The 24,602-nt window shown below is 38.9% G+C and carries 25 protein-coding genes, 1 tRNA gene and 1 CRISPR repeat array; of the genes, 9 read left to right on the forward strand and 17 right to left on the reverse strand.

Translation table 11 applies throughout. From position 1 onward, the window contains the following. Positions 1-22: 22 nt before the first annotated feature. The 8 genes from F991_RS08885 to F991_RS08920 all read right to left on the reverse strand — a co-directional run bounded on the left by F991_RS08885 (position 23) and on the right by F991_RS08920 (position 7,135). Positions 23-475, reverse strand: a complete 453-nt coding sequence (locus F991_RS08885; RefSeq protein ID WP_004670673.1) for an Mpo1 family 2-hydroxy fatty acid dioxygenase — start codon at positions 473-475, stop codon at positions 23-25. A gap of 159 nt (positions 476-634) precedes the next feature. After that, complete coding sequence (locus tag F991_RS08890; protein ID WP_004670674.1) at positions 635-1,246, reverse strand: septal ring lytic transglycosylase RlpA family protein; 612 nt, start codon at positions 1,244-1,246, stop codon at positions 635-637. A 332-nt stretch (positions 1,247-1,578) separates the two neighbouring features. After that, the gene (gene mltB, locus F991_RS08895) at positions 1,579-2,580 is read right to left on the reverse strand and encodes a lytic murein transglycosylase B (protein ID WP_004670675.1); all 1,002 of its coding nucleotides are present in this window, start codon (positions 2,578-2,580) and stop codon (positions 1,579-1,581) included. A gap of 19 nt (positions 2,581-2,599) precedes the next feature. Further along, the gene (gene rodA / locus F991_RS08900) at positions 2,600-3,742 is read right to left on the reverse strand and encodes a rod shape-determining protein RodA (protein WP_004670676.1); all 1,143 of its coding nucleotides are present in this window, start codon (positions 3,740-3,742) and stop codon (positions 2,600-2,602) included. A gap of 182 nt (positions 3,743-3,924) precedes the next feature. Next, positions 3,925-4,584: a hypothetical protein gene (locus tag F991_RS08905; protein WP_004670677.1), complete on the reverse strand. Its 660-nt coding sequence runs from the start codon at positions 4,582-4,584 to the stop codon at positions 3,925-3,927. Positions 4,585-4,617: 33 nt separating this feature from the next. Next, a complete protein-coding gene (queF, locus tag F991_RS08910) occupies positions 4,618-5,433 on the reverse strand; it encodes an NADPH-dependent 7-cyano-7-deazaguanine reductase QueF (RefSeq protein ID WP_004670678.1) in 816 nt (271 codons plus the stop codon). Next, positions 5,430-6,203 (reverse strand): ABC transporter permease, encoded by a 774-nt coding sequence (locus F991_RS08915; RefSeq protein WP_004670679.1) that lies wholly within the window; start codon positions 6,201-6,203, stop codon positions 5,430-5,432. The genes queF and F991_RS08915 overlap by 4 nt, the downstream gene beginning before the upstream one ends. Then, positions 6,200-7,135 carry an ABC transporter ATP-binding protein gene (locus tag F991_RS08920; protein WP_004670680.1) on the reverse strand — a complete coding sequence of 312 codons (936 nt, stop codon included), beginning with the start codon at positions 7,133-7,135 and terminating at the stop codon, positions 6,200-6,202. Before F991_RS08920 ends, F991_RS08915 begins: the two co-directional genes overlap by 4 nt. Before the next feature lie 401 nt (positions 7,136-7,536). Here F991_RS08920 and F991_RS08925 point away from each other — a divergent pair, with 401 nt between their 5' ends. Continuing rightward, complete coding sequence (locus F991_RS08925; RefSeq protein ID WP_004670681.1) at positions 7,537-7,953, forward strand: hypothetical protein; 417 nt, start codon at positions 7,537-7,539, stop codon at positions 7,951-7,953. A 210-nt stretch (positions 7,954-8,163) separates the two neighbouring features. Here the strand turns inward: F991_RS08925 and F991_RS08930 are convergent. From F991_RS08930 to F991_RS08940, 3 genes are all read right to left on the reverse strand, one after another. Continuing rightward, positions 8,164-8,239, reverse strand: a tRNA-Arg gene (locus F991_RS08930). A gap of 122 nt (positions 8,240-8,361) precedes the next feature. After that, positions 8,362-8,937: a hypothetical protein gene (locus F991_RS08935; RefSeq protein ID WP_004670682.1), complete on the reverse strand. Its 576-nt coding sequence runs from the start codon at positions 8,935-8,937 to the stop codon at positions 8,362-8,364. 101 nt (positions 8,938-9,038) lie between these two features. Next, a complete protein-coding gene (locus F991_RS08940; RefSeq protein WP_004670683.1) occupies positions 9,039-9,731 on the reverse strand; it encodes a putative quorum-sensing-regulated virulence factor in 693 nt (230 codons plus the stop codon). A gap of 257 nt (positions 9,732-9,988) precedes the next feature. On the opposite strand from F991_RS08940, the gene F991_RS08945 reads away from it, so the two are divergent. Beyond that, positions 9,989-11,230: an alpha/beta hydrolase gene (locus tag F991_RS08945; RefSeq protein WP_004670684.1), complete on the forward strand. Its 1,242-nt coding sequence runs from the start codon at positions 9,989-9,991 to the stop codon at positions 11,228-11,230. Between the two features lie 26 nt (positions 11,231-11,256). On the opposite strand, the gene F991_RS08950 is transcribed toward F991_RS08945, so the two are convergent. Further along, a complete protein-coding gene (locus F991_RS08950; protein ID WP_004670685.1) occupies positions 11,257-11,958 on the reverse strand; it encodes a hypothetical protein in 702 nt (233 codons plus the stop codon). Positions 11,959-12,160: 202 nt separating this feature from the next. On the opposite strand from F991_RS08950, the gene glyA reads away from it, so the two are divergent. Further along, the gene (glyA, locus tag F991_RS08955) at positions 12,161-13,417 is read left to right on the forward strand and encodes a serine hydroxymethyltransferase (protein WP_004670686.1); all 1,257 of its coding nucleotides are present in this window, start codon (positions 12,161-12,163) and stop codon (positions 13,415-13,417) included. A 154-nt stretch (positions 13,418-13,571) separates the two neighbouring features. Here the strand turns inward: glyA and F991_RS08960 are convergent, their stop codons facing one another. Both F991_RS08960 and yiaA read right to left on the reverse strand, forming a co-directional pair. Next, positions 13,572-14,006 carry a glycine zipper domain-containing protein gene (locus F991_RS08960; RefSeq protein WP_004670687.1) on the reverse strand — a complete coding sequence of 145 codons (435 nt, stop codon included), beginning with the start codon at positions 14,004-14,006 and terminating at the stop codon, positions 13,572-13,574. A gap of 258 nt (positions 14,007-14,264) precedes the next feature. Then, positions 14,265-14,732, reverse strand: coding sequence for an inner membrane protein YiaA (gene yiaA / locus F991_RS08965; protein ID WP_004670688.1), 468 nt, complete (start codon positions 14,730-14,732; stop codon positions 14,265-14,267). Between the two features lie 253 nt (positions 14,733-14,985). On the opposite strand from yiaA, the gene prfA reads away from it, so the two are divergent. Further along, complete coding sequence (prfA, locus tag F991_RS08970) at positions 14,986-16,074, forward strand: peptide chain release factor 1 (protein WP_004670689.1); 1,089 nt, start codon at positions 14,986-14,988, stop codon at positions 16,072-16,074. Next, positions 16,074-16,892 carry a peptide chain release factor N(5)-glutamine methyltransferase gene (gene prmC, locus F991_RS08975; RefSeq protein ID WP_004670690.1) on the forward strand — a complete coding sequence of 273 codons (819 nt, stop codon included), beginning with the start codon at positions 16,074-16,076 and terminating at the stop codon, positions 16,890-16,892. The genes prfA and prmC overlap by 1 nt, the downstream gene beginning before the upstream one ends. Here the strand turns inward: prmC and F991_RS08980 are convergent. Together F991_RS08980 and F991_RS08985 are read right to left on the reverse strand one after the other, a co-directional pair. Further along, positions 16,889-17,521: an FMN-binding negative transcriptional regulator gene (locus F991_RS08980; RefSeq protein ID WP_004670691.1), complete on the reverse strand. Its 633-nt coding sequence runs from the start codon at positions 17,519-17,521 to the stop codon at positions 16,889-16,891. The two genes, prmC and F991_RS08980, sit on opposite strands and share 4 nt — an antisense overlap. A gap of 16 nt (positions 17,522-17,537) precedes the next feature. After that, entirely contained in the window at positions 17,538-18,596 is a 1,059-nt protein-coding gene (locus F991_RS08985) for an AraC family transcriptional regulator (protein WP_004670692.1), read from the reverse strand. A gap of 144 nt (positions 18,597-18,740) precedes the next feature. Between F991_RS08985 and F991_RS08990 the strand changes: the two genes are divergently transcribed. After that, positions 18,741-19,511, forward strand: coding sequence for a 3-hydroxyacyl-CoA dehydrogenase (locus F991_RS08990; protein ID WP_004670693.1), 771 nt, complete (start codon positions 18,741-18,743; stop codon positions 19,509-19,511). A gap of 148 nt (positions 19,512-19,659) precedes the next feature. Then, complete coding sequence (locus F991_RS08995) at positions 19,660-20,343, forward strand: superoxide dismutase (protein ID WP_004670694.1); 684 nt, start codon at positions 19,660-19,662, stop codon at positions 20,341-20,343. A gap of 64 nt (positions 20,344-20,407) precedes the next feature. On the opposite strand, the gene F991_RS09000 is transcribed toward F991_RS08995, so the two are convergent. After that, the gene (locus tag F991_RS09000; RefSeq protein WP_004670695.1) at positions 20,408-21,427 is read right to left on the reverse strand and encodes an AraC family transcriptional regulator; all 1,020 of its coding nucleotides are present in this window, start codon (positions 21,425-21,427) and stop codon (positions 20,408-20,410) included. Positions 21,428-21,706: 279 nt separating this feature from the next. On the opposite strand from F991_RS09000, the gene F991_RS09005 reads away from it, so the two are divergent. Continuing rightward, entirely contained in the window at positions 21,707-22,726 is a 1,020-nt protein-coding gene (locus tag F991_RS09005) for a lipase family alpha/beta hydrolase (protein WP_004670696.1), read from the forward strand. 82 nt (positions 22,727-22,808) lie between these two features. Then, the gene (locus F991_RS09010) at positions 22,809-23,843 is read left to right on the forward strand and encodes a lipase secretion chaperone (protein ID WP_004670697.1); all 1,035 of its coding nucleotides are present in this window, start codon (positions 22,809-22,811) and stop codon (positions 23,841-23,843) included. A 62-nt stretch (positions 23,844-23,905) separates the two neighbouring features. After that, positions 23,906-24,594: a CRISPR direct-repeat array (repeat unit 28 nt; unit sequence TTTCTAAGCTGCCTATGCGGCAGTGAAC). Positions 24,595-24,602: the final 8 nt, after the last annotated feature.

Here is a 24,602-nt window from a genome sequence, read left to right on the forward strand (position 1 = left end):
TGCTGTAAAGATATGCGCCAAATCAGCTTGTAAGCGCCAATTTTTGACGAGATTTCCATTTAGGTAGGACTTTAGCTAAATAAGCGTCCATACACCATACAGGGCCAATCAGGAGGAATTGTAAGTCTTTAAAGAAAGACGGTTTTTTACCTTCCACTTTATGTCCGTAAAATTGACCAATCCAAGCGATGACAAATATGCCGATATAGAAACCGATGCCCACAGGTAAGATAATAATCAGCCATGCCATTACAGCGAGTAAAGCAGCCATTGCGACCGCAAGCACGATATCTAGACGCGCATAGAAAACTAAAGTCAAAACCAGTAATAGCGCGGTTAATAAGGCACTAAAGTGCGCAAGAATACCAATAATCGAAAAAAGAATTGCTGGAACACATACCCAATGGATTTTTTTATTGGTTTGGTTTTGATGACTTTCACTATATTCATCGAACCATTCGTCTATTGATTTCACAGCGCTCTCCTTGCGATCTTGGTTATTTTTTAATTATCTCAATATACCGAAGAAAGTTAGAAGGGTCAAAATATCTGCGGGGTGGTATGGTGTGTTGCCGTGCAAAAATGATAAAAGCCACACTAGGCGGCTTTTATTGATTGTATGACTGACTGTAACTTAAGAGTTAGGCCCGTCTACACGTTCGATGCTCACTTTACCAAGACCTGCATTTGTAAGTCCGATTTGCTTCGCTGCACCATAAGATAAATCAAGTACACGGTTACCATGGAAAGGACCACGATCGTTTACCTTTACCACAACACTTTTACCATTATCACGATTGGTTACACGGATATAGCAGTTTAGCGGAAGGCTACGGTGAGCAGCGGTCATGGCATTCATATCGAATGTTTCACCACTTGCTGTTTTACGACCATGAAATTGACGACCATACCAAGATGCAACGCCAGTTTGGCTAAACTTACGAACTGTGTTCGAAGCAACCGCATTAAGCTTTTCAATCACTGAAGGCTCTTCTTCAGGAATGTCAATTTTTGCTGCAATCGTTTGGCGACGTACTTGGTCACCCGAACGCTCAGTGATTGAAAGACTATTTACGTTAGAAAGACGCGAATTAAAATTTTGAGAATCTTTACTTAGAACACGAGCGGCTAAGTTAGATCCATCAACATCATTACTCAATGATGAAGATTGTACCATTTCTGCATGTAACGGGCTTAAACTTAAGCCGGCTGTCAGCGCTAGAATATATTTTAGCGAAAACTGCATTGTATAAACTCCTAGAGAACATGCTTTTCTACTTCAATCAAACAGTCTGAAATATAGTGCACATGTCTAATTATTCACTTTTGCAATTTGCAATTTGGGGGCAGTTGTAACCACTTAAAGAGTTTGAACAGCCCGAACACTTGGGATGGATAATATTCATCGGCTATGAAGTGTGTCTAGTCATTAAAGATAAATAGCGACAAAAAGAACAAAAACACACAGTTTTTGATTAAAAAATGAACAATATTGTAACCAAATATGAAAATAGCTCAAAAATCATACTTTTTTAATAATAAAATTATTGACTTTTTAGTTTTGTTGAAAAAGCTAGTCTATCGACTAGCTACTTCAGTGCCTAATAACCATACAGCAGTCGCATACATACGGCTTCTGTTGTAGGTGGTAATGACTTGGAAATTTGGATAAGTGATGTAATAGATCGGACCAGAACGATCTTGTAATTCAATGACATTTACAAGGTCTAAATCATCAATTTTTACCAAAGGGTTAACAGGTGATATACCCAATCGTTTGAGTTCACCGTAAGGTCTAGGTAAGGTCAAATCTTTCGCAATCACGCTTTCTGGATCATTGCCTAAATAACGAGCAGGGAAGCCAATTGGTCGATCTCGTTCCCAACCATGTTTAGCTAAATAGTTCGCAATTGATCCAATTGCATCAACAGCCGAATTTCTAAGATCAATATGACCATTACCATCGTAATCTACACCGAGTTTTTGAATATTACTCGGCATGAACTGTGGATAGCCAATTGCACCTGCATAAGAACCAACAATACTATTGGTTGGATAGCCTTCTTTATATGTCCATGCAATTAGTGCTGCCAGTTCATCGCTAAAGTAATCTGCACGACGAGGGTAGCCAAATGCAAGTGTTGCTAAGGCATCGCGGGAGACGAAAGAGCCTTTATTTGCGCCGTAGCCTGTTTCTACCCCTAAAACACCGAGGATAACTGCTTTAGGTACACCAAATTGCTGTTCTGCGCGGTTTAGAGTATCTTCGTATTGATTTTTAAAACGGATACCGCGTTGAATCGTACCTTCAACCAAAAACATTGAACGATAATCATACCAAGGTTTACTTTCACCTGGGCGCGTCATAATGTTTAGAATGTTAGGAATATTACGCGCACCACTCATGGCAGTATCGATTTGCTCACCGCTCAAATTATATGTTGTCATCGCTTTTTGTTTAAAAGCCATATAATTTGGATGGGTGTAAAATTCGTTCGCGTATGCCCAATTACAGCTTAAAAATAAACTGGCACTTAAGCTAAGAAATTTAACTGTTTTATTTAAAGTTTTATGCAACATATGTTTATAAAATTCCTCGTTATCGATGCGTATGGATGGACATAACCAGTCCAAAAGTAGACATCAGCGTTATAATTGCAGTTCCGCCATAACTCATGAACGGTAACGGCACACCTACTACGGGTAAAATACCACTGACCATGCCAGCATTTACAAATACATAAACAAAAAATGACAAACCAAATGCGCCAGCGATCAAACGGCCATAATTATGGAAGCTTTGTAACCCAATTTGGAATGTTCTAAAAATAATCGCGAAATATAAAAGAATAAGCAGTATCACGCCAATCAAACCAAACTCTTCTGAATATGCAGCAATAATAAAGTCGGTGTGACCCTCAGGAAGAAAATGTAGATGAGCTTGCGTGCCTTCTAAGAAGCCTTTTCCAGAGAAGCCACCTGAACCAATTGCCGTTTTGGATTGGATAATATTCCAACCTGTACCTAAGGCATCCGCTTCAGGATTTAAAAGTGTGAGTACACGTTGACGTTGGTAACCATGCAATAAAAATGTCCATGCGATCGGAATAATAATGGCGACTGCACCAGCGGCAGCAGCGATCAGCTTCCAAGATAAACCACTTAAAAAGAGTACAAAGATACCACTTGCAATAACCAGTAATGAAGTGCCTAAGTCGGGTTGTTCTGCAATCAATAAAAAAGGAATAAGAATCAGAACTAATGACAGTATGACTTGAGAAAAACTTGGGGGCAGTGCTTTGCGTGACAAGAACCACGCAATCATCATCGGCATGCCGACTTTCATAAACTCGCTGGGTTGCACACTACCAAAGCCCGGAATATCAATCCATCGCTGCGCACCCATACGCACTTCACCAAAAACCATAACCGCAATCAGTGACAACACGCCAAAAATGTAAAAGTAGGGCGAAAATGCCTGATAGACTTTTGGAGGGATTTGAGCCAAGCCCAACATGACGCCAAAACCGATGCCAAAACTTATTGCTTGTCTCGTAACTAAGCCAACATTCTGAGCGGAAGCACTATATAAAATAGTCAATCCAAGTATGGCATTTAAGATCAAGAACAGACAAAGCCATGGGTCGATGTGTAATTGTTGCCAACGAGAAAGCTGCGTGGCTGTACTTAATCCATCGCGAGGTGCTTGACGTAAAAATTTATATTGTGAGCTTGGGGACATGTGATTCTAAATCAGGTAAAGCTAAGCTTCGAGAATGCTAACATAAACGTGAGCAAGACCAAAGCAACGCTTTGGTTGAAGCGCAAGAGACAATCAAAATTTAGAAAATGTGACATTTATAAGTTTTAGCTTACGATAAAAAAACGGCCATTTTGCAATGACCGTTTTTTATCAGCAAAAGCTTATTTTTGTACTAACAATTGATCAAAGTGTTTAGCGAATACTGCAAGCTCAGCTTGGCTTAGACTTGGAATTAATTTCTTAATTACAATATGAACCGCAGTCTCTACACCGCTGGTTGCAACGCTTGCAGCACCACGTTTAAGCATCCCTAAACCTAGCGTCTTATTGTACTCAGTCATAAAATGATGAATCAACGCATCAGCAAACGATTTAAACTGTTTGGTGAGCGCATCACGTTGTTCCTTGCCATTACCAGCTTCGACTTCCGCAAAACTCTTTTTCATATCAGCAACAAGACTATCAGGCAGTACAGTACCAATACGTTGTTTACCTTCGTTGTCGATAAACAAACTTTTTTCCATAAAGTTCAATGACTCTAATACTTGGTCATTTGATGTTTTACCGAGTAGTTGTTTCATCAAAGACGAAACAATGCTACGAATTTTTTGAGCAAGTTCTTCAGTGGTATCTCGTTTGTCACTTGGTGGAAACTGTTGAACCAAATGAACCAACATGGTGTCAATTAACTCATCAGTAAGCTGTAGAGATATTTTGTCACGTAAAGGGTATTGTGGTTCTTTACTGTCACGATTGGCTTGTGCAAGTTGAATATCCTGACTCAAGCTTGCTGAAGGAAGAATACCGAAATAACTGGTCATTGAAGAACGTCCTCTATATCAAATTTATTCGTTTTATTGTCGTGCCAAGCGAATTGGCTCGGGCATCCATGACAAATCTGAAACTCGACATGGATTAATATCCAATCCTCCACGACGAGTATAAGTTGCATAGACCATCAACTTTTCTGGTTTAAGCAATTGCCAAATATCCGCAAATATTTGTTCTACGCACTGCTCATGAAAACCATTATGCTGACGGTACGAGATAATATAAGCTAATATGCTGCGATAACAAGGTCTTTTGCCTTTAAAACGGATAAAAACAGTCCCCCAATCTGGCTGTCCAGTCACAGGACAATTACTTCTAAGAAGATGTGAGTAAAGCTCAATTTCTACATTATCTTGTGTCGTCATATTGTGCTGCAACAAAGTTGCATCGGGGTGCTCAGACAAACGCTCAGGGATAAGGTCATCAATACAAATACCCGTGGGTTGAGTAATCTTCAGATCATCCACTTGAAATAATTCAAGTTTAATCGTTGCGCCAGCAGCTTTTGATAAATCTCGCTCAACAGTCTCAATAAATACCTGTTTAGAGGCAAATTGAGTGAAGTTCAAACTATTAAAATAAAGCTTGAGTGATTTTGATTCGATCAGATTTGGCGAGCTTGCAGGCAAGGTAAGACGGCCAATCGCAACTTGGGGTAATCCATGAGGATTTAACCAAGAAATTTCAAAAATATGCCACCAGTCTTTGCCCTGAGTAATCCCATCAATATGTGCATATTGTTGGCGAGATTCAGCGCGAGCGATTGGAAATAAAACGTCTGGCTGATATTGAGTTGGATATTGGGTGTCTTTACCCAACAAAGAATGTTCTACACTCATTCACGCATTCCTGAACCACGAGCTAATAAATGATATGCAATTGCATAAAGGACAACACAGCATAAGGTCACAACGATTAATGAAAGTGAAACATTCACGTCACTATGCCCTAAAATGCCAAAACGGAAAGCATTGACCATATATACAATTGGGTTAATTAAAGATAAGTTTTGCCAAAAAGGACTTAATGCACTAATGGCATAGAACACGCCGCCTAAGTAGGTCAGCGGTGTCAATACAAAGGTCGGGATAATTGAAATATCATCAAATGACTTGGCATATACAGCGTTGATTAAACCACCAAGTGAAAACAATAACGAAGTAATGATGACCGTATAAATAGTCACAAAGAAATTATGAATTTCTAGATGCGTAAAGAACAAGCTCATGATCGTCACAATTAAGCCAACCAATACACCACGAGAAACGCCGCCAATCACATAACCCCACAGGATCAGATGTAGAGGTACAGGACTCATAATCAGTTCTTCAATGCTTTTTTGAAATTTGGCACTGAAGAAACTTGAGGATACATTGGCATAGCTGTTGGTGATGACTGCCATCATGATTAGACCCGGGATAATGAACTGCATATAGCTAAAGCCGCCCATTTCACCAATACGTGAGCCGACTAAGTTGCCAAAAATCACAAAGTACAAACTCATGGTGATCGCAGGGGGCAATAAGGTTTGTGGCCAGATCCGCATAAAACGGCGAATTTCTTTAACAACTAAAGTCCAAAGCGCGGTTTGTAATTGACTAAAGTTCATTGATCCGCTCCTGCAAGATTCTTCTCAACCATTTTTACGAATAATTCTTCTAAGCGGTTCGATTTATTTCGCATACTACTGACGTGGATATTTTGTGACTGTAACAATAAGAATAAATCATTCATGTTATGTGCTTTATCCATCGTTACTTCTAAAGTCACAGGATCAATTAAATTAAAGGTGAAACCGATAATATTAAAATCAATCGAATTGATCGGTTCTACGAGATCACAAATGAACGATTCTTCATTCATTTGATTTAGGAAACCTTTCATCGAGGTATCTTCTTTTATTACGCCACGGTCGATGATCGCTATACGACGGCATAGCATTTCAGCTTCTTCAAGATAGTGGGTCGTCAGAATGATTGACGTTCCATTTTCATTCATTTCAGTCAGGAAATCCCACATCGAGCGACGTAATTCAATATCGACACCCGCCGTTGGTTCATCCAGAATCAGCAACTTAGGTTCATGCATCATGGCACGTGCAATCATCAGGCGGCGTTTCATACCCCCAGAGAGCATACGAGATTGAATGTTTCGTTTGTCCCATAAGCCAAGTTTTTCTAAATATAATTCGGCACGTTGTTCCGCCAGTTTTTTGGGAATACCGTAATAACCTGCTTGGGTCACTAAAATATCAAAGGTTTTTTCAAACTGACCAAAATTGAATTCTTGAGGAACAACACCTAGACATTGCTTGGCATGTGAAGGGTGGGTATCTAAGTTATGCCCAAAAATCTCAACTGAACCCGATGTTTTTTTGGTTAAAGAGCTAATGATACTAATCGTCGTCGATTTACCTGCACCATTAGGTCCTAATAATGCATAAAATTCACCTTCAGGCACGGTCAAATTAATACCTTTTAACGCCTGAAAACCATTACGATAAGTTTTGGACAAATCGCTCAACACCAAAGCATCAGTCATGAACGTCTCACGTTGTTAAATAGAATGAGTATTCTGAGCGATATGGAAAAATAAACCAAGTGGGAAAGTGATTTATCATGTTCTATATATAGAACAGAAACTAAAAAATTCACCGCAATTAAATCTTGATTTTTGGCGTAACAACAATTGACATGATGAGCTTTTAGTCATCTGAAGACGCGGACGACCACAGCCAAAAATTATCAGGGTTTGGCAATAAGATTAATTTGTTTTCATGGGTAAAACTGAGCTTTGTGTTGAAGTGCCCCTAATGATCTTAAATATACTTTAGAGAAATAAAGGTTTTGTTCAAATGGTATATTCTTGTAAATAATATTTTATGAATAATTATAGATGATGGTAAGCTTTTCCATAGTTCTATTGAGAAATGAGTAAATCTAATGAATAAGCTGATTTTGTTGATTGTAAGTTTTGTGGTTGCTGGACATGTATATAGTGCTGAGGATTTGTATAGTAAAACAGAGTCTATTTTAATTAAAAAAGATAATGAGCAATTGGGTGAACTAGAAAGCAGTCAACAATATGATTTCTTTGGATCATCAATGCAACGAGAGCAAGACCGCATAAAGCAACAAGAAAAAGAAGTAGGCAAAATATATGATGAAAAAGCAATAACTGCCAATATGAGTCCTCATGATAAATCTCAGTATCTTCTAAGGAACAATGATCTAAACACACTGAATAAATTTGAAATTAATCAGCAAATTAAGTCCAATCAAGAAGGTAGAAATAAAGGTATTATTACTGAAAGGGATTACCAAAAAAGACTTGTAGAGTTAAATTCCAAAAAAAAGTAGGCGTAAAAACAAAGGTTAGTTAACTAACTCCAATCAAATATCTGAAATAGAGTTGGATTGAATATGAGATTTTTAAAGTTTTGAAATAAATACATCGAACCGCCCAAGTGGCGGTTTTTTAATGGGGTCAAAAATGGAACGTATCAAATGCGCACAACTTTAAAAGAATTCGTTGTATGAAGAGTAATGTGAAGTTATGAAAAGTAATTATGGTGCGCTCAGCGGGACTCGAACCCACGCCACAGGCTTCGGAGACCTGTACTCTATCCAGTTGAGCTATGAGCGCATTTGTGCCACATCATAGGCAAAAAATACTTATAGGTAAATATATACCTTTAAACAAAGATGCTTCTTGATTATTAAAACAACGATTTCAGTCTTATTTAGAAATACTCATCCAGATATGTTCTATAAATGCTGCACCGAGTAATTAATCAATTTCAATGTTTGATTCAACTGACTTGGTGCAATGCGAGATTCCTGTAGAGACGTAATCCATTGCATCTGACAAAGTTTGAGTTGAGCTATTGTTTTACTTTGTTGTATCTGCTGAATCAATGGTTTTGCCATTAAACCGCAATAGGTGGTTAGTGTTTGAATCATGATTTGCTGAACTTCAATAAAAGAAAGTTTTTCTAATGCAATTACTTCAGTTTCAATCTTTTCATTTTTCGTCGGTGTTGCTGTCCCTACGCTTTGTGTTGGCATAGATTGCGTTAAATTATTTGCTTTATGATTTTCTATGTATAAATCTTCTTGGACTCTCGTTTTTGTAGTCGATGAAGTTTGCTCAGCTAACAAGCCCATGTCGATTAATTGTTGAACAAGCTCAGTTGGGGCAATTTTTTTCTTATAATCATGATCAAGCATTTGGAAATCTTCATGATCAATCAGCAGTAATAAACGACGTTGACGAGCATTCAAAGCAATATTACGTTGTTGTAAGGCTGTTTGTCCCAGCTCAGTTTTAAAAAAATGTGACATCTGTTCGTCTTGCCCCCAGTCAAAAATTTGATAGGGGCTAAGATACGATGCAATAATGACATTTATGTTAATAATTTATTAAATATCATTGGGTTGATATTTTATTTAATGATTTTGGTCTCTAAAGCCTTACGAAGATAAATATCTAAATCATCTTGGCGTAGTAACCATTGAATATAGTCGGCTGGTAAGTCTTGGATGGCTGTACCTTTATGTTTACCAAAAGTGATCGTTTTAGGAATACGTGCTTCTTCTGAGGCAAGATAAAGTTGTTCAATATTTTGAATATCCAACTGATGAATAATATGCATCAAAATATTGGCTGTTAAGATGATATCAGCATCAGCACGATGCGCACCTTTTAACATTTCTCGCGCTTTATCGCTGCCTTTTGCGATTAAATAAATTAAAGCTGAAATATTGTGCGCTTCAGCATCTTCCCATACTCGACGTGCGAGCGCTAATGTACAAATCGGTTTTAATTTTGAAGTATCCACGCCACATTTGGCGATGGCTGTTACATCATAATCAACATTATGACCAATAATATAAGTGGTTTGTTCTGGCAGTTGGAAGGTGTTGTAAAACGGTTGATCGATTAGATCTGATTCTAAAATATGATGCACCGCCATTGCGGCAAAGGAAATGGGTTGACCGACTTGATAGAGCTGATCAAAGATTTTCTTTTTATCTAAGCTTAATTTTCCATTTTCTATGTCGATGGGTGCATAAGCGATTTCAATCGGCAAACCATTTAGTGTATGTGTTTCAGTATCTAAGATAATGGCTTGCATGATGTTAAACCTACGACGAATTTAGAATTTTATTATCTTACAAGAAATTCTATAAAAGCGGGTCGAATGATCGATTGTATTGCTTGATATTTTAAAAAATTGAGAGTGCGTTGCATAAAGAAAAGTCAAAAAATAGAATGAATGATAAAAAAGTACTTGAAACAATTTTGTAATAGGCGTAATTCTTATTGCTGTAATTGCCTTAGAGTAATCATTCCTAAGGATAAAATCATAAAAAATAGTTAAGGAAAAACGAAATGCACATGAAGTTATTAACGGTTGCGATGCTGAGTACGAGCTTATTACTTACAGCTTGCGGCGGCGGTGACGATAATGGGACGACGATATTTGTTCCAAAACCTGAAATTCCTGAAAATAATATAAAAGATCCTGTTGCAGGTATCCCTGAACCTTATACGAAGTCAGACTTTAGTGTCGTTGCTTCTGAAAGTTTAATTCTGACGTATAAGATGTTGGGCGTGAATGGTAAAGAAACATTAGCAACCAGTTTGTTGTTTGTACCTGGTGGACCAATGCCAGCAACAGGCTGGAAGATTGTTGCTTGGGCACACGGCACGACTGGGGTTGCTGATCAATGTGCGCCGAGTCGAAATGCAACAAATGACTATATAAAGGGTATGATCAGTCAATTACTTGCCGCTGGTTATGTCGTTGTTGCACCTGACTATGAAGGGCTGGGTGAGCCAAGTGGTCGAGAACTACATCCATTTTTAAATGTGAAAAGCGAGGCATATTCAATCACTGATGCAGTCGTTGCTGCCCGTGCTTATTTATCGGGGCAAGGTAAGCTTACTTCACGTCAATGGATGACAGTCGGGCATTCTCAGGGAGGTCATGCCGCTTTGGGAGCAGCACAATACGCGAGTCGTGCCAAACTTGATTATAAAGGAACGATTGCGGTTGCACCTGCATCGAACCTTGCAGCGATCCTAGCTTTAGGGGAGCAATCTGTTGAAAATGCACCTGTAAATCAACAAATTCCAGTGTATGCACAACTGGACACCTTTACAGCACTCATTACCGCGGGTTTGCGCAATCAAGAACCTACTTTTGGTTATTCAAATATTTTTAAATCGCCAACTGATCTAATTGCGAGTAGAGCAGAACAAGATTGTGGAGATGTACTAGGAGATAAGTTTGGTGCTGCTATGCAGGAGCATTTAAAAAGCAATGTTGATTTAACAAACTATCCACGAACTCAAATGAATTTTATGACTATTCCTTTGGTTAAATCGTTCTTAGAAAAGGATTCTCAACCAGCTCAAGTAAAACTAAATCAACCTGTGATTATTTATCAGGGCGGGAAGGATGCGACCGTTCCGAAAGCAGCCACCGATTTATTGGTATTGACCGCAAACAATAAGGGTTCAAGCATTCAATATTTCACTAACGCTGAATGGGATCACGGCACAGCTTATGCTCTTAATATCAATAATATTGTGAATGATGTTAAAGCGACTATGCCAGCTAATAATTAACTCATTGGGAATAATTTACTAATAAATTATTCCCGAATTTTTACTTTTAAGTAAGAAATATCTGAACACATTGTTCCAGTCAGCTTATGCTTGTAGATTTCTGATTTAAAATCAATTTTTTCAATGTCGTTGAAACCGAATGTTTTATAAATTTGCATACTTTCATGAACTGCTTGTTTATATAGTAGTCCAGCCGAAAAATATGCGATTAAGGCTAAAGATAAACTTATGAGAACAGCTAATGCTGATTCTATAAAAAATTCTTCGTGAGATTCCCATTTAACTAAAAAGAAAATATTTATTAAAAAACCTAATATAAAGAATGATAGCCCAATTGTTTTCTGTCTTTTCTTTAAACCTTCTATAGTGAAGCCATGTTGAGGAAGTGAATAAAACAAATTTTGTTCTGGATGGTAGATTGCATATGCAAGGCTTATGTCAGTAAAGCTATTGGGATCGATAACGACGTAGAGTTCATCGCCTTCTTGAAAAAAAATATGTTGAGCAATCCCCATAACTGTATGGTGAGCAATTTTAAAACGATATATTTTATAAGTTTTATTTATCCTATAAGCTAAAACGCGAGCATCAACATCAAACAACTTTGCTATAAGTGTTTGTGCTAAAGCAGCTTGCTCTTGTTCTATCTGAGTTTCATATTTTCGATTTCTAACACAGTAAAAATCATATATTTTTAAATGCTGAATTTTTCCGTTGATGCGAATCATTTTATCTAGACAATTAATTATAAAGCTCAATGATAAGTTTAAGGAAAAATCTTAATTAATCAAAAGTGAAATTTTTATCAACATGAGCGATTTTTATTGAGAATTAAGCAAACTTCATTCTTCTTACTTATAAACTTCATGCTATAATTCGCACCAATCTTTAGCACGGCTTAAAAGCCCTAATTTATAGGACCCTCCGCTAATGTTTGCCAATATTTCTATTGCTGAATTTGATCCAGAAATTGCTCAAGCGATTGCTTCTGAAGGCGTACGCCAAGAAGCTCATATTGAGTTAATTGCATCTGAAAACTATTGCTCTCAAGCTGTGATGGAAGCACAGGGATCAAAACTTACTAACAAATATGCAGAAGGCTATCCTGGCAAACGCTATTATGGCGGTTGTGAATATGTGGACGTGATCGAACAACTTGCAATTGATCGTGCAAAAGAATTGTTCGGTGCTGATTATGCAAACGTTCAACCACATGCTGGTTCTCAAGCGAACTCTGCCGTTTACTTAGCGCTTCTAAATCCTGGCGATACAGTATTGGGTATGAGCTTGGCGCATGGCGGTCACTTGACGCATGGTGCTAAAGTTAGCTTTTCTGGTAAAACCTATAATGCGATTCAGTATGGTTTAAATACTGAAACTGGCGAAATCGACTATGAAGAAGTCGAGCGTTTAGCGCTAGAGCACAAACCACGTATGATCGTGGCGGGTTTCTCTGCATATAGCCAAATCGTTGATTGGCAGCGTTTCCGTGACATCGCTGACAAAGTCGGTGCTTACCTATTTGTTGATATGGCGCATGTTGCTGGTTTAGTTGCTGCGGGTGTTTATCCAAACCCAGTGCAAATTGCTGACGTAACAACCACAACAACGCATAAAACCCTCCGTGGTCCGCGTTCTGGTTTAATACTTGCGAAAGCAAATGAAGAAATTGAGAAAAAACTTCAATCTGCTGTTTTCCCAGGTAACCAAGGTGGTCCTTTGATGCATGCGATTGCTGCTAAAGCAATTTGTTTCAAAGAAGCGATGTCAGAAGAGTTTAAAACTTACCAACAACAAGTTGTTAAGAATGCTCAAGCGATGGCTGAAGTCTTCATTTCACGTGGTTATGATGTTGTTTCTGGCGGTACAGAAAACCATTTATTCTTGTTGTCATTGATTAAACAAGAAGATGTAACTGGTAAAGATGCAGATGCTTGGTTAGGTGCTGCTCATATCACAGTAAACAAAAATGCTGTGCCGAATGATCCACGCTCTCCATTCGTTACTTCTGGTATTCGTATTGGTACGCCTGCGGTAACGACACGTGGTTTCGGTGAAGCTGAAGTGCGTGAACTTGCTGGTTGGATCGCTGACATTATTGATAGCAAAGGTGATGAGAAAGTCATCGCTGATGTTAAAGCTAAAGTTGAAACTGTTTGTGCAAAATTCCCAGTATATGCAAACTAATTTGTATATCTAAAAAAGCGCCGTAAGGCGCTTTTTTATTGTCTAATCAAATTGATGATAGATGGTTTTTACATGCAATCAGATTTTTTATCTACTCATGTAGGATTAATTTCTAGTAGCGAATAAAAAAGCACCCGAAGGTGCTTTATTTGAATCAATGACGTTGATGTTTTTTCTTTTTCTTCCATTTTTTCTTTTGGTTTTGGCGACTGTCATAATAACGATCTTGACCAACTTGACGACCTAATGCTGCACCACCAGCGGCACCAGCAGCAGCGCCGATATAACCACCTGTAGTTCCGCCGACATTTTTACCAACAGCATAACCACCAACACCACCTAAACCACCACCAATGGCAGCTTCTGTACGGGTACGTTTGTTACTAGCAGCAGCAGCGCCACCCGCACCACCTACAGCAGAGCCAATCAAAGCGCCATTGTGGCCGCCAACTTCTTTACCTATAGCCGTACCTACCACACTACCTAGCGCTGATGTTGCAGCGACACGAGTGGCATTATCAGCATGAGCAACAGTGACCAAAGAAGATGTTGCGAAAATCGCACTACATAACCAAACGTTTAATTTCATTTTTGACTCCATGTCCTGAGTAAATTGGACATCATTTCTAATGGGTGCAAATGTAACAAGAGTTGAGTGAGAAATTGTGGAGAGGTCAGTCTGAAGTATTGCGGTTTAGTGTCTGGATTGTAGCGTTTTGTTGCGCAACAAAAGTTATTATCTAAAAAATCATGATAAAACAATTGGTTGTGATTTTGTGGTGAAAGAAGTTTTATGATCTAAAACTTCTTTATATTTATTTAAGGGTCTGCTGACATTTCACAGACCTTAGTCTTGATCATTTTGTTGTGATGAAGATTCTTCGCGCTGTGGTTGACGCGTATCAAGTCCTGTTTGTAGACGTAAATAGTTCAAATCACGAATATTCTTTTGTGTTGCCACCACACCAAACAAGCTGAGTAGAAATGACATGATGTAAAAACCTTTTTCACTCATGGTGATATCAGCATTCCATAAACTAATCAGTAACAGCACAATACATACAGCCATAGATGCCCAGCATAAAGCATAGTAGATCGCTGTCACTGGAATCTCTTCTAATTGGTCTCGAACTGTTTTTTGTAATGACGCGGCAGAAAATAAGCCATAAAGTAAAATCACAAAGTAATAACCTTTTTCATGCAGTGGCATGTCGGCATTCCATAATCCGATAATGAAACCAACGGCTCCTGTGAGTAATGCGACCCAACTTGCCGCAATAAACGCAGAGGTAGGGCGGTTAATAAAATTATTCATCGTTTTATCCTATTGTTTTATCTTTGTATTTACTCTTTTAGACTTTTTTTATATATGAGATCGGCAATTAGAACAAGTCATGAAAACCAAAGCAGAACAATTTGTGATGAAATGATGATGGAATCGTAAGTTACGGGGCTTCTCTATGTCTTTTAATCAGTAGAATCTGTAAACTATGCGCAATTTTTTGATTTTGCTTATGCCTTATCAACTTGATAAGCGCTGAGCCTTTAGATTTTGAGATATTTCGCCCATGAAAGCATCACTCCGTTTAAGACTAGATCAACTTTGTGATCGTCATGAAGAGCTGACTGCATTGCTTGCTGATGTAGAAGTGATATCAGACAATAAACGTTTCCGTAAACTGTCTCGTGAACATAGTGATTTATCAGAAATTACCGAAGTTTGGGGTAAATATCGTCAAGCTGAAGAAGATATTGAAACCGCAGAAATGATGAAGTCTGATCCAGATTTCAAAGACATGGCAGAAGAAGAGATTAAAGCCAATAAGGCGCTTTTGGCTGAATTAGAAGAACAACTCAATGTTCTGATGATTCCTAAAGATCCAAATGACGCCAATTCAGCATATCTAGAGGTTCGTGCTGGTACAGGTGGGGATGAAGCCGCGATCTTCTCGGGTGATTTGTTCCGTATGTATAGTAAATTTGCTGAAACACAAGGCTGGCGTATTGAAGTGCTTTCAGAAAATGAAGGTGAGCATGGCGGCTATAAAGAAGTGATCTGCCGTATTGATGGTGATGGCGTATATGGTCGTTTGAAGTTTGAAAGTGGTGCGCATCGTGTACAACGTGTTCCTGCAACCGAATCTCAAGGTCGTGTACACACTTCAGCGTGTACGGTTGCCATTCTGCCAGAAGTCGATGTCGATACCACAGTTGAAATCAATGCCTCAGATTTACGTATTGATACATACCGTGCATCAGGCGCAGGTGGTCAGCATATTAATAAAACTGACTCCGCTGTGCGTATTACCCATATTCCGTCGGGTGTCGTGGTTGAGTGCCAAGAAGAGCGCTCTCAACATAAGAACAAAGCCAAAGCGATGGCGCTACTGGTATCTCGATTGGAAAATGCAAAACGCCAAGCTCAAGAAACAGCAACCTCTGAAATGCGTCGTGATTTAGTTGGATCGGGTGATCGTTCAGAACGTATCCGTACCTATAACTATTCACAAGGTCGTATGACAGATCACCGTATCAATCTAACTTTATATAAGTTGGATGCGATTATGGAGGGTGATTTGACAGAATTACTAGATAGTTTACATCGCGAATATCAAGCAGATCAGTTAGCTATGCTGGCGCAGGAAAATGGCGGCTAATGAATATTGCTCAAGCTTTAGAGATGAATGGCGAAATTGATAGCTATGAACGTCAAGAAGCAGCATGGCTACTTGAACATCTTTTAGGTGTCAGTTCTTTAGAATTAAAACTAAGGCTTGAACAAGAATTGACTGAAATTCAAGAGCAAACTTACCTCGCGGGGCTTGCTCGAATTTCACAGGGTGAACCACTCGCGTATGTCATCGGTTCACAACCATTTTGGACTTTAGATTTAAAAGTGACATATGACACTTTAGTTCCTCGTCCAGATACTGAAATACTCGTTGAAACTGTGTTGAACTTAGAGCTTGCTCGGGATATTAACATGGTTGATTTGGGCACAGGAACAGGGGCAATTGCTTTAGCCCTCGCGAGTGAACGGCCACAATGGTCAGTGACAGCAACCGATATTTATCAACCGACATTAGATGTTGCTAAAGAAAATGCGGTTCGACATGGCTTAACTCAAGTTAAATTTGCTTGTGGGGCTTGGTTCGATGCTCTAGACGCGCAAAAGTTTGATTTAATTGTATCAAATCCGCCTTATATCGATCCTGATGATGTGCATATGCAAAAGCTCAAGTCAGAACCTGAACGTGCATTAGTTGCAGATCAGCATGGGCTAGCGGATATTGAGATCATCATTTCTCAAGGGAAAAGCTGGCTCAAGGCTAAAGGATGGATTGTCCTTGAACATGGTTATGATCAAGGACAAGCAGTACGTGAAATCTTTGAACAGTTCGGTTTTAGCGAAATCGAAACGATCAAAGATTATGGTGGTAATGATCGAGTCAGCTTAGGACAAAAGCTGTCTTAATCTTCAATATATTGCTGAACGGCTTTAGCTAAACCTTGCTCGCCTTGTTGTTCTAAACCAGCAACAACGCCTAAAGCATCAATTTTCTCACGATTTTGACTAAGCTTGAATTTACCGGTAATTTTTTCAATTTGGATCTCAATTCCAATAATCCCTTTCAACTCTTCGGCAATATATTCGCTTGGTGCATCTGACATTTTCCAAGGTTTGGCTTGTTTGGCCTCATGCGTACGGGTGAGTTTTGCCAGAATTCCTCGCAAAGACTTTTCATCATGTAAAAAGTTAATCTTTCCTTTGATATGCACAACTTGATAATTCCATGTCGGTACATGTTGATGATGTTGCTGCTTGGTTGGATACCAGTTAGGCGAGATATAACCTTGTTCACCCTGGAAAATAACGAGGACGTCTGTGTTGTTCTCAATTTGTGTATGTAGAGGGTTGCCCTTGGCGATATGCGCGATTAAAACAGCAGTATCACTTTCTTTGTCGAGTAATAACTTAAACGGCAAATGATTGGCTTCTACACCTTCAGCACTATGACTAATCAACGTTGCAAAAGGATAGTCTTGAATGAGTGCGTATAACTTCTCAAGATCTTTTTCCACAAAAATTTCAGGTAAGAACATCATTAAACTCCATTTACTACTCTAAATGACCGAGAAAATTTTGTTTACTCGGAGATGATTTCCTATAACTACCGGGACTTACGCCACTCCATTTTTTAAATGCGCGGTGAAAGGCACTGGGGTCATGGAAATTAAGATCATCGCTGATGCTTTGAATTGAATCATTAGTTTTACTTAATCTTTCAATCGCAATATCACAACGAATATCATTTTTAAGCTGTTGATAACTGACACCTTCTTGTTTTAAGCGGCGTTGAATCGTTGCAGTCGACATATTCAATTGTTGTGCAAAATCTTTCAGCTCAGCCCACTGAGAAGGTGCTTGTACGAGCAGTTGACGACGGATTTGCAAACTTAAAGAATTTTCATTCTTAAAACGTACAATCAGATTATAAGGTGTATGTTTTAGAAAATCCTTTAAGGCATTTTTATCTTTCTTAATTTTATGTTTGAGATAATGAGCATCAAATTCAATTCTGTTTTGTTCAGCATTAAATTGAATATTTTCACAAAAACGGACACGATAGTCCTGTATTTCTACAGGCTGATGACATTTGAATGTCATTTTGTGAAAGTTAATGCGTTGATCACTTAACCAACACATTAAACTATGCACTAACATTAAGTATGTGGAGTAAGTGAACATGCGTTTAGGTTGTTCACGATCATGTAATATTAAATACGCTTTATCGTCTTGTTGAATAAGTTCAGCTTGAATATCATCAAGCACTAGCGCTAAAAATCTCAGAATTTCTTTAATCGCTTGTTCTAATGTTTCGGTATTAAATGCCAGTTTGGCCAATAATTTATAACTTCCTCGGCGCATTGGATGCGTATCCATTCCTAAGAATTCGTCATTCATGCTTTCAGCAAGTTCTACCCATAATTGTGCACACTGTGTGACAGGAATACGGGCTTTCGTTGATGTTAATAACTCAGATGAAATGCCAGCGCGATTGGCAATCTGTACAATATTCAAACCACGACTTGCAGCGACGCTCACTGCTTCACGAATCAGTGCATTCGAAATTGTATCTTTAGTGGAATGAAGATCAAGACTTGGGTTTAGGCTCATATGCGACAGAAACAATAGGAGGATAAATCGGTTGAATGCTCAAAAGTTGCATCACATTTGTTACTTTTTGGAATTGTATCGGAAAAAAGTTGTCTTTACTCTCTGTTATAAAAATATATCACTTTAATTTGATAGGAAAAGTAAATGAAAATTCAAGGAAAGCACTTTGTTATTACAGGTGGTGGTTCAGGTCTAGGTGCTGCAACTGCTGAATATCTCGTTGAAAAGGGTGCTTCTGTTACCTTGGTGGATATGAATGCCGAAGTTGGAGAGCAACAAGCGCAGGCTTTGGGCGAAAAAGCGCAGTTTGTAAAACTAGATGTCACTGACGAACAAGCCGCAGAGCAGTTTTTTAAAGAGCTACTTGAAAAGTATGGCAGTTTGCACGGTTTAATTAACTGTGCAGGGATTGGGCCATCGGCAAAAGTAATCGGAAAAGAAGGGGTACATGATCTCGCTATGTTCTCAAAAGTTTTGCATATCAATGTCACAGGGACCTTTAATATGCTTCGCTTTGCAGCAGATGCGATGAGCAAAAATACCGTCGAGGACGGTGACGAAGATCGAGGTGTGATTGTGAATACAGCTTCGGTTGCGGCTTTTGATGGTCAAATTGGTCAAGCCGCTTATTCGGCATCTAAAGGGGCTGTGGTGGCGATGACCTTACCACTTGCGCGTGAATTGGCACGTCATGCGATTCGCGTGATGACTGTTGCACCAGGCATTATGGAAACGCCAATGCTCAAAGGCTTACCACAAAATGTCCAAGATGCGTTAGGGCAAATGGTGCCTTATCCATCACGTTTGGGTCGTCCTGAAGAATTTGCGCGCTTAGTGGTTCATATTGCTGAGAACTCATATCTCAATGGTGAAGTGATTCGCTTAGATGGCGCGATTCGTATGGCAGCGAAGTAACTGAATAGGTCTGAAAGGTGCAGTCAAATAGCACTGTACTTTTCAACTTTTTGATCGTTTTAATGTATCCGTTTGTAGCCTATTTTGACGCATGCATGATTTACTTATATATTGATAATGAAAACTATTATCAAATTGGATTTAAATAATGCGATATCTGAACAAAGGTTTATTGGCTTTGGTTGTGTGTTCGAGCTTGAGTATGTCTGCTTTTGCAGATTTCACACAAGCACCGTTACCCTACAAAAGTAATGCTTTAGAGCCTGCCATTGATCAGCAAACGATGGAAATTCACTATGGTAAACATCACAAAGCATATGTCGATAATTTAAATGCTCAGATCAAGACGTATCCTGAACTGGATAAATTAAGTGTAGAGCAGATCCAACAGCAGATTTCTAAATACAACGCAGCCGTTCGTAATAATGGTGGTGGGCATTTTAACCATGCTTTCTTTTGGGAAAGCTTAGCGCCAACCAATAAAACAGGGAAGGCAAATGCCAAGTTATTAAAGCAAATTAATCAAGATTTTGGTTCATTCAAAGCCTTTCAAGAACAATTTAATCAAGCAGCGACCAGTCGTTTTGGCTCAGGTTGGGCATGGTTAATTGTAAACCCACAAGGCAAATTAGAAGTTACTTCAACCCCAAACCAAGATAACCCATTGATGGATATTACTGAGAAGAAAGGTCAACCTTTGCTTGGTTTAGATGTTTGGGAACATGCGTATTATTTGAAATATCAAAACCGTAGAGCAGACTATACCAACGCTTTTTGGAGCGTCGTGAATTGGAATAAAGTCAATGAGCGCTATGCACAAGCGGTAAAATAATCTTTAAATTGTGATGAGTGCGATCAGAAGCGATGGCGTTAGCAACTCCATCGCTTTTTGCTTATTATTCAATATCCCAACGTTTGAAAGCGCGGTTAAAACTTGATATAGACGAATACCCCAGTTTTTTTGCGACGTCATCTTTGGTGATAAAAGGGTTCAGGAGCAATTTTTGAGCTTTTGACTTGCGAACATCATCATAAAGGATTTGGAAGCTTATATTTTTTTCTTGCAACATCCGTTGTAAGGTTCGCTTGGTAAGATTTAATTTTTTTGCAACTTGATCAATGCTTAACAAGCCTTCAATTTCATCATCAATTAATTGTTTGACGCGATATAGGATATCTTGTGTTGTCGCTAAATCATCTAATTCTTTTTGACAAAGAAGCTTAAATTTTTCGGAAGTGAGTGGGTCTGACATGCTCAAGGGCATTTCTAAAAGCTGAGTAGAGGTAATTAAGCAGGTACGAGGTTGCTCGAAGCGGATTTGTTCAAAAGTCGAGCTTAGTATCTCTTCAAAACGAGAAAAATATTCTGGATATTTACACTGTAAATCTATACTCGGTTTGAAGCTTGGAATGAAAAATCTGACCAAATATACAAAACCCGTCAAAAAGAAAACACAGCTAAACTCATATGCTTGTAAGTCAGCACGATCATCAAAATCAATCGCAGTACCGTCATAAATAATATGGTAATAGGCGCGTTCTTGCTCGATGTTAAAACTTAACTCAACAAATGAACATTGCAAACTGACAAATTGATTGATGGTTTCAATAGCATCCAGCGGATTTTTTGAGATTGCGACTGTAAAACCAAGCAAACCATGTGAGCTAATTTTTAATTGACGGCCTGCGAAGAAACCAAGACCATGTTCTTTGGTGAGTTCAATCGAGCGCGCAATCACTTTTTTAAATGAAGAAAGACTAATTTTATAATTCAGATCGTTTAGTTTTTCTATTTCAACACCAGTGCCCCAAAACAACTCTGCAACAGTGATATCCCACTGTGAGACGACTTCACTAATCAAGTGAGCATAAGAACTACTAATGAAATGCTGATGAAGATGGCGAGGAATACTCATAACGCTACTCAAATTCCTTTTGAAAGCTGATTTGATTTAATATGAAAATAATGTAGCACACGTAATTTCAAAATGTACACTCATCGGAATTTTGTAACTTAATAAAAAAATTGGCGCGTGATGTTATGATTTTGGCGCAGTTTGTTTTAGTCTAAAAATCACACAATATTTCTTGCGAGTATACTTTCGCAAGTCTTTTGTAGATTTGGAATGATTCCTTATACAAAGTTTAAAGACGATATTGTTGTTATAAAAATGAAAAATGCTTGGAGCAAAAACGTGAAAAAAAAATATCTAAACGCTATGACTTTGATGGCTGGCATGCTGGTGAGTAGCGGATCTGTTGTTCATGCTGGTTTATTCGATTTTCTATCACCAAAAGCATCATGGCAAAATTGTAATGTGAACTCCTGTTCCGTTGGCGGAAGTGCAAGGGTGACATCTGACTATGCAAAAACCAAATATCCTATTTTGTTAGCACATGGGATGGCTGGTTTTTCGGCTGTTGGCCCAATGCAATACTGGCACGGGATTACAGAAGACTTGGTTGGAAATGGTGCAAATGTCTTTGTGGCACAGCAAGCATCCTTTAACTCGTCAGAAGTTCGTGGTGAGCAGCTATTACTCCAAACCAAACAGGTTCTAGCGATTACAGGTGCCGATAAAGTGAACTTGATCGGACATAGCCATGGTACACATTCGATTCGATATGTGGCAGGTTTATTACCGAATAGAGTTGCATCTGTTACAGCAGTTGGAGGTCCAGTTAAAGGTTCAGATGTTGCTGATGCAGTATATGCCTTTACTCAATCTCCAGTTGGCCCTGCAGCAACTCCTGTGATTGCAGCGGCGGTGGATGCATTTGGTGCATTGATTGGTATCGGTTCTGGTAATTATTATGACCAAGATGCGTTGGCAGGGCTTAACTCACTAACGACGGCTGGATCTGCTGATTTTAATCAACGCTTCCCAGCAGGTGTACCAACAACAGCCTGCGGATCAGGTACGGAGCTTGCAAGTAATGGGGTGCGATACTATTCATGGAGTGGAACAAGTCCATTTACCAATGCTTTAGATCCGATGGATTATGCATTAACTGCGACATCATTAATAATACCGGGTGAAAGTGATGGTCTCGTTCCTCGTTGTTCAAGCCATTTGGGCACAGTAATACGTGATAACTATGCATTTAATCATTTAGATGAAGTCAATCAGGTCTTAGGGCTAGTGGGTTTTCTACAAAATCCTGTGACACCATTTCGTCTCCATGCTAACCGCTTGAAAAACCAAAACCTTTAAAAATATGATCAAGGGAGTAATGGATTTACTCCCTTGATTTAACACGGATTCAATAATTAATTAGAAAATAGAGTAACGGAATATGAGTGCCAAGTTTTTAAATAATAAGACAATAATTTTAGTAAGTGTTGCGTGTTTATTTATTATATTGGCTCTAATTTACTGGGCTTTTAAACCCTCAGTTCAAGATCAAAGTAGTCAAAATGATCTGCATACTCAAAGCTTGATGAAAAATAATATTCTGCCAAATGGTGAGAATGAAAGTAAGACAGGGAAAATGCCTACGCTTGCGCCGTCTTTACAGGGCACTCAAATTGATTGTCCGATTCAAGTTGATGCAAAAGGGAAGTTGATTTTAACTGTTGGTATTCGCAGTTGTTTTGATTATTTCTTTTCGAGTTTGGGAGAAAAGACCAAACCTGAGCTTATTTTAGATATTCGACAATACTTAAGCGCAACTTTACCTGAAATGGCTGCAAGTTATGCAAGCTATTTACTTGATCAATATGTGGCCTATACTCATAGCTTGAAGAACCTTAGAACCAGTACTCATTTTAAAAGCGATGAAATTGATAAGTTTCAAAATATCATTGATCAAATGGCGAAGTTACAACAACAGTTTTTTAATGAGGCTGAAATTCAAGCATTTTTTGGGAATGAAAGAAGTCTGAATCAGTTTAGTATTGATCAAATGCGCATTCACGCCAATAAGAGTTTAACCACGCAGCAAAAGGCAATGGAGTTGGCGAAGATGATTGATCATTTACCCGAGACGATGGCAGATGGTGTGAGAGTTTCAATGCAATTTTCTGAATTACAGCAATTAACCCAAGAGATTCAAGCGAAAGGTGGATCAGCGCAAGAGTTGCGGAATATGCGCGAAAGTTTATTGGGGCCAGAAGCTGCTGATCGTTTAGAAAAAGTTGATCATGAAGAAGCTGTCTGGCAAAAGCAGGTTAATCATTATCTTTCAGAGCGCCAGCGAATTTTGCAAAGTGACGTGGATGATGCAAACAAACAGAAATCAATTAACCAACTTCGTAACAGTACATTTGGTACTAAAGAAGATTTATTGAGAGCGCAGTCTTATGAAATTATGCATGATCAGAAGAAGTAAGGGGTGAAGCCGCCTAAGCGGCAGTGAACATCCCACGCTCTACCCATGTTTTATTTCTAGCTTTTCTAAGCTGCCTATGCGGCAGTGAACTAGACCCTGAAACTGGTCAGCCTACAGGACAATTTCTAAGCTGCCTATGCGGCAGTGAACAAATTGCTTTTCAGGATATTCACTGATTTTATTTTCTAAGCTGCCTATGCGGCAGTGAACTTTTTCCATATTTAGCAATATTGCTAACATAATTTCTAAGCTGCCTATGCGGCAGTGAACTTCGACATTCAACGTTCAGATCTGTAGCCACTTTTCTAAGCTGCCTATGCGGCAGTGAACCAATTAACTCACTAAAAGAATCACTTACATCATTTCTAAGCTGCCTATGCGGCAGTTAACCCAAAAAACCCAAGTTTTTCATAGCCTTGCTATTTCTAAGCTGCCTATGCGGCAGTGAACCTTTACTGCATACGTGGGATCATATTCGGCGCTTTCTAAGCTGCCTATGCGGCAGTGAACTAAGAGAGCGCGTTTAAGCGCTTCGTGGAGATTTTCTAAGCTGCCTATGCGGCAGTGAACAGGAAGTGGGGCAACACAGGTGATTGAGGAAACTTTCTAAGCTGCCTATGCGGCAGTGAACGAGACAATAAAATTTTTGCCTTTGATCATGGCTTTCTAAGCTGCCTATGCGGCAGTGAACAGCTTATCATTTGCCAATACTCCGAATGATATTTTCTAAGCTGCCTATGCGGCAGTGAACAATTAGTC

The sequence above is a fragment of the Acinetobacter sp. CIP-A165 genome, assembly GCF_000367985.1.
Classification (GTDB): Bacteria; Pseudomonadota; Gammaproteobacteria; order Pseudomonadales; family Moraxellaceae; genus Acinetobacter.

Excerpts from the sequence above, each read along its gene's own strand:
- F991_RS08940 (WP_004670683.1), bottom strand. The coding sequence starts at position 9,731 with ATGCAAGCCATTATCTTAGATACTGAAACACATACACTAAATGGTTTG.
- F991_RS08950 (WP_004670685.1), bottom strand. The coding sequence starts at position 11,958 with ATGATTCGCATCAACGGAAAAATTCAGCATTTAAAAATATATGATTTT.
- F991_RS08915 (WP_004670679.1), bottom strand. The coding sequence starts at position 6,203 with ATGAACTTTAGTCAATTACAAACCGCGCTTTGGACTTTAGTTGTTAAA.
- F991_RS08920 (WP_004670680.1), bottom strand. The coding sequence starts at position 7,135 with ATGACTGATGCTTTGGTGTTGAGCGATTTGTCCAAAACTTATCGTAAT.
- glyA (WP_004670686.1), top strand. The coding sequence starts at position 12,161 with ATGTTTGCCAATATTTCTATTGCTGAATTTGATCCAGAAATTGCTCAA.
- rodA (WP_004670676.1), bottom strand. The coding sequence starts at position 3,742 with ATGTCCCCAAGCTCACAATATAAATTTTTACGTCAAGCACCTCGCGAT.
- F991_RS08905 (WP_004670677.1), bottom strand. The coding sequence starts at position 4,584 with ATGACCAGTTATTTCGGTATTCTTCCTTCAGCAAGCTTGAGTCAGGAT.
- F991_RS08935 (WP_004670682.1), bottom strand. The coding sequence starts at position 8,937 with ATGTCACATTTTTTTAAAACTGAGCTGGGACAAACAGCCTTACAACAA.
- queF (WP_004670678.1), bottom strand. The coding sequence starts at position 5,433 with ATGAGTGTAGAACATTCTTTGTTGGGTAAAGACACCCAATATCCAACT.
- F991_RS08990 (WP_004670693.1), top strand. The coding sequence starts at position 18,741 with ATGAAAATTCAAGGAAAGCACTTTGTTATTACAGGTGGTGGTTCAGGT.
- F991_RS08980 (WP_004670691.1), bottom strand. The coding sequence starts at position 17,521 with ATGTTCTTACCTGAAATTTTTGTGGAAAAAGATCTTGAGAAGTTATAC.
- F991_RS08995 (WP_004670694.1), top strand. The coding sequence starts at position 19,660 with ATGCGATATCTGAACAAAGGTTTATTGGCTTTGGTTGTGTGTTCGAGC.
- prfA (WP_004670689.1), top strand. The coding sequence starts at position 14,986 with ATGAAAGCATCACTCCGTTTAAGACTAGATCAACTTTGTGATCGTCAT.
- mltB (WP_004670675.1), bottom strand. The coding sequence starts at position 2,580 with ATGTTGCATAAAACTTTAAATAAAACAGTTAAATTTCTTAGCTTAAGT.
- F991_RS09010 (WP_004670697.1), top strand. The coding sequence starts at position 22,809 with ATGAGTGCCAAGTTTTTAAATAATAAGACAATAATTTTAGTAAGTGTT.
- F991_RS08925 (WP_004670681.1), top strand. The coding sequence starts at position 7,537 with ATGAATAAGCTGATTTTGTTGATTGTAAGTTTTGTGGTTGCTGGACAT.
- F991_RS08985 (WP_004670692.1), bottom strand. The coding sequence starts at position 18,596 with ATGAGCCTAAACCCAAGTCTTGATCTTCATTCCACTAAAGATACAATT.
- prmC (WP_004670690.1), top strand. The coding sequence starts at position 16,074 with ATGAATATTGCTCAAGCTTTAGAGATGAATGGCGAAATTGATAGCTAT.
- yiaA (WP_004670688.1), bottom strand. The coding sequence starts at position 14,732 with ATGAATAATTTTATTAACCGCCCTACCTCTGCGTTTATTGCGGCAAGT.
- F991_RS09000 (WP_004670695.1), bottom strand. The coding sequence starts at position 21,427 with ATGAGTATTCCTCGCCATCTTCATCAGCATTTCATTAGTAGTTCTTAT.
- F991_RS08945 (WP_004670684.1), top strand. The coding sequence starts at position 9,989 with ATGCACATGAAGTTATTAACGGTTGCGATGCTGAGTACGAGCTTATTA.
- F991_RS08960 (WP_004670687.1), bottom strand. The coding sequence starts at position 14,006 with ATGAAATTAAACGTTTGGTTATGTAGTGCGATTTTCGCAACATCTTCT.
- F991_RS08890 (WP_004670674.1), bottom strand. The coding sequence starts at position 1,246 with ATGCAGTTTTCGCTAAAATATATTCTAGCGCTGACAGCCGGCTTAAGT.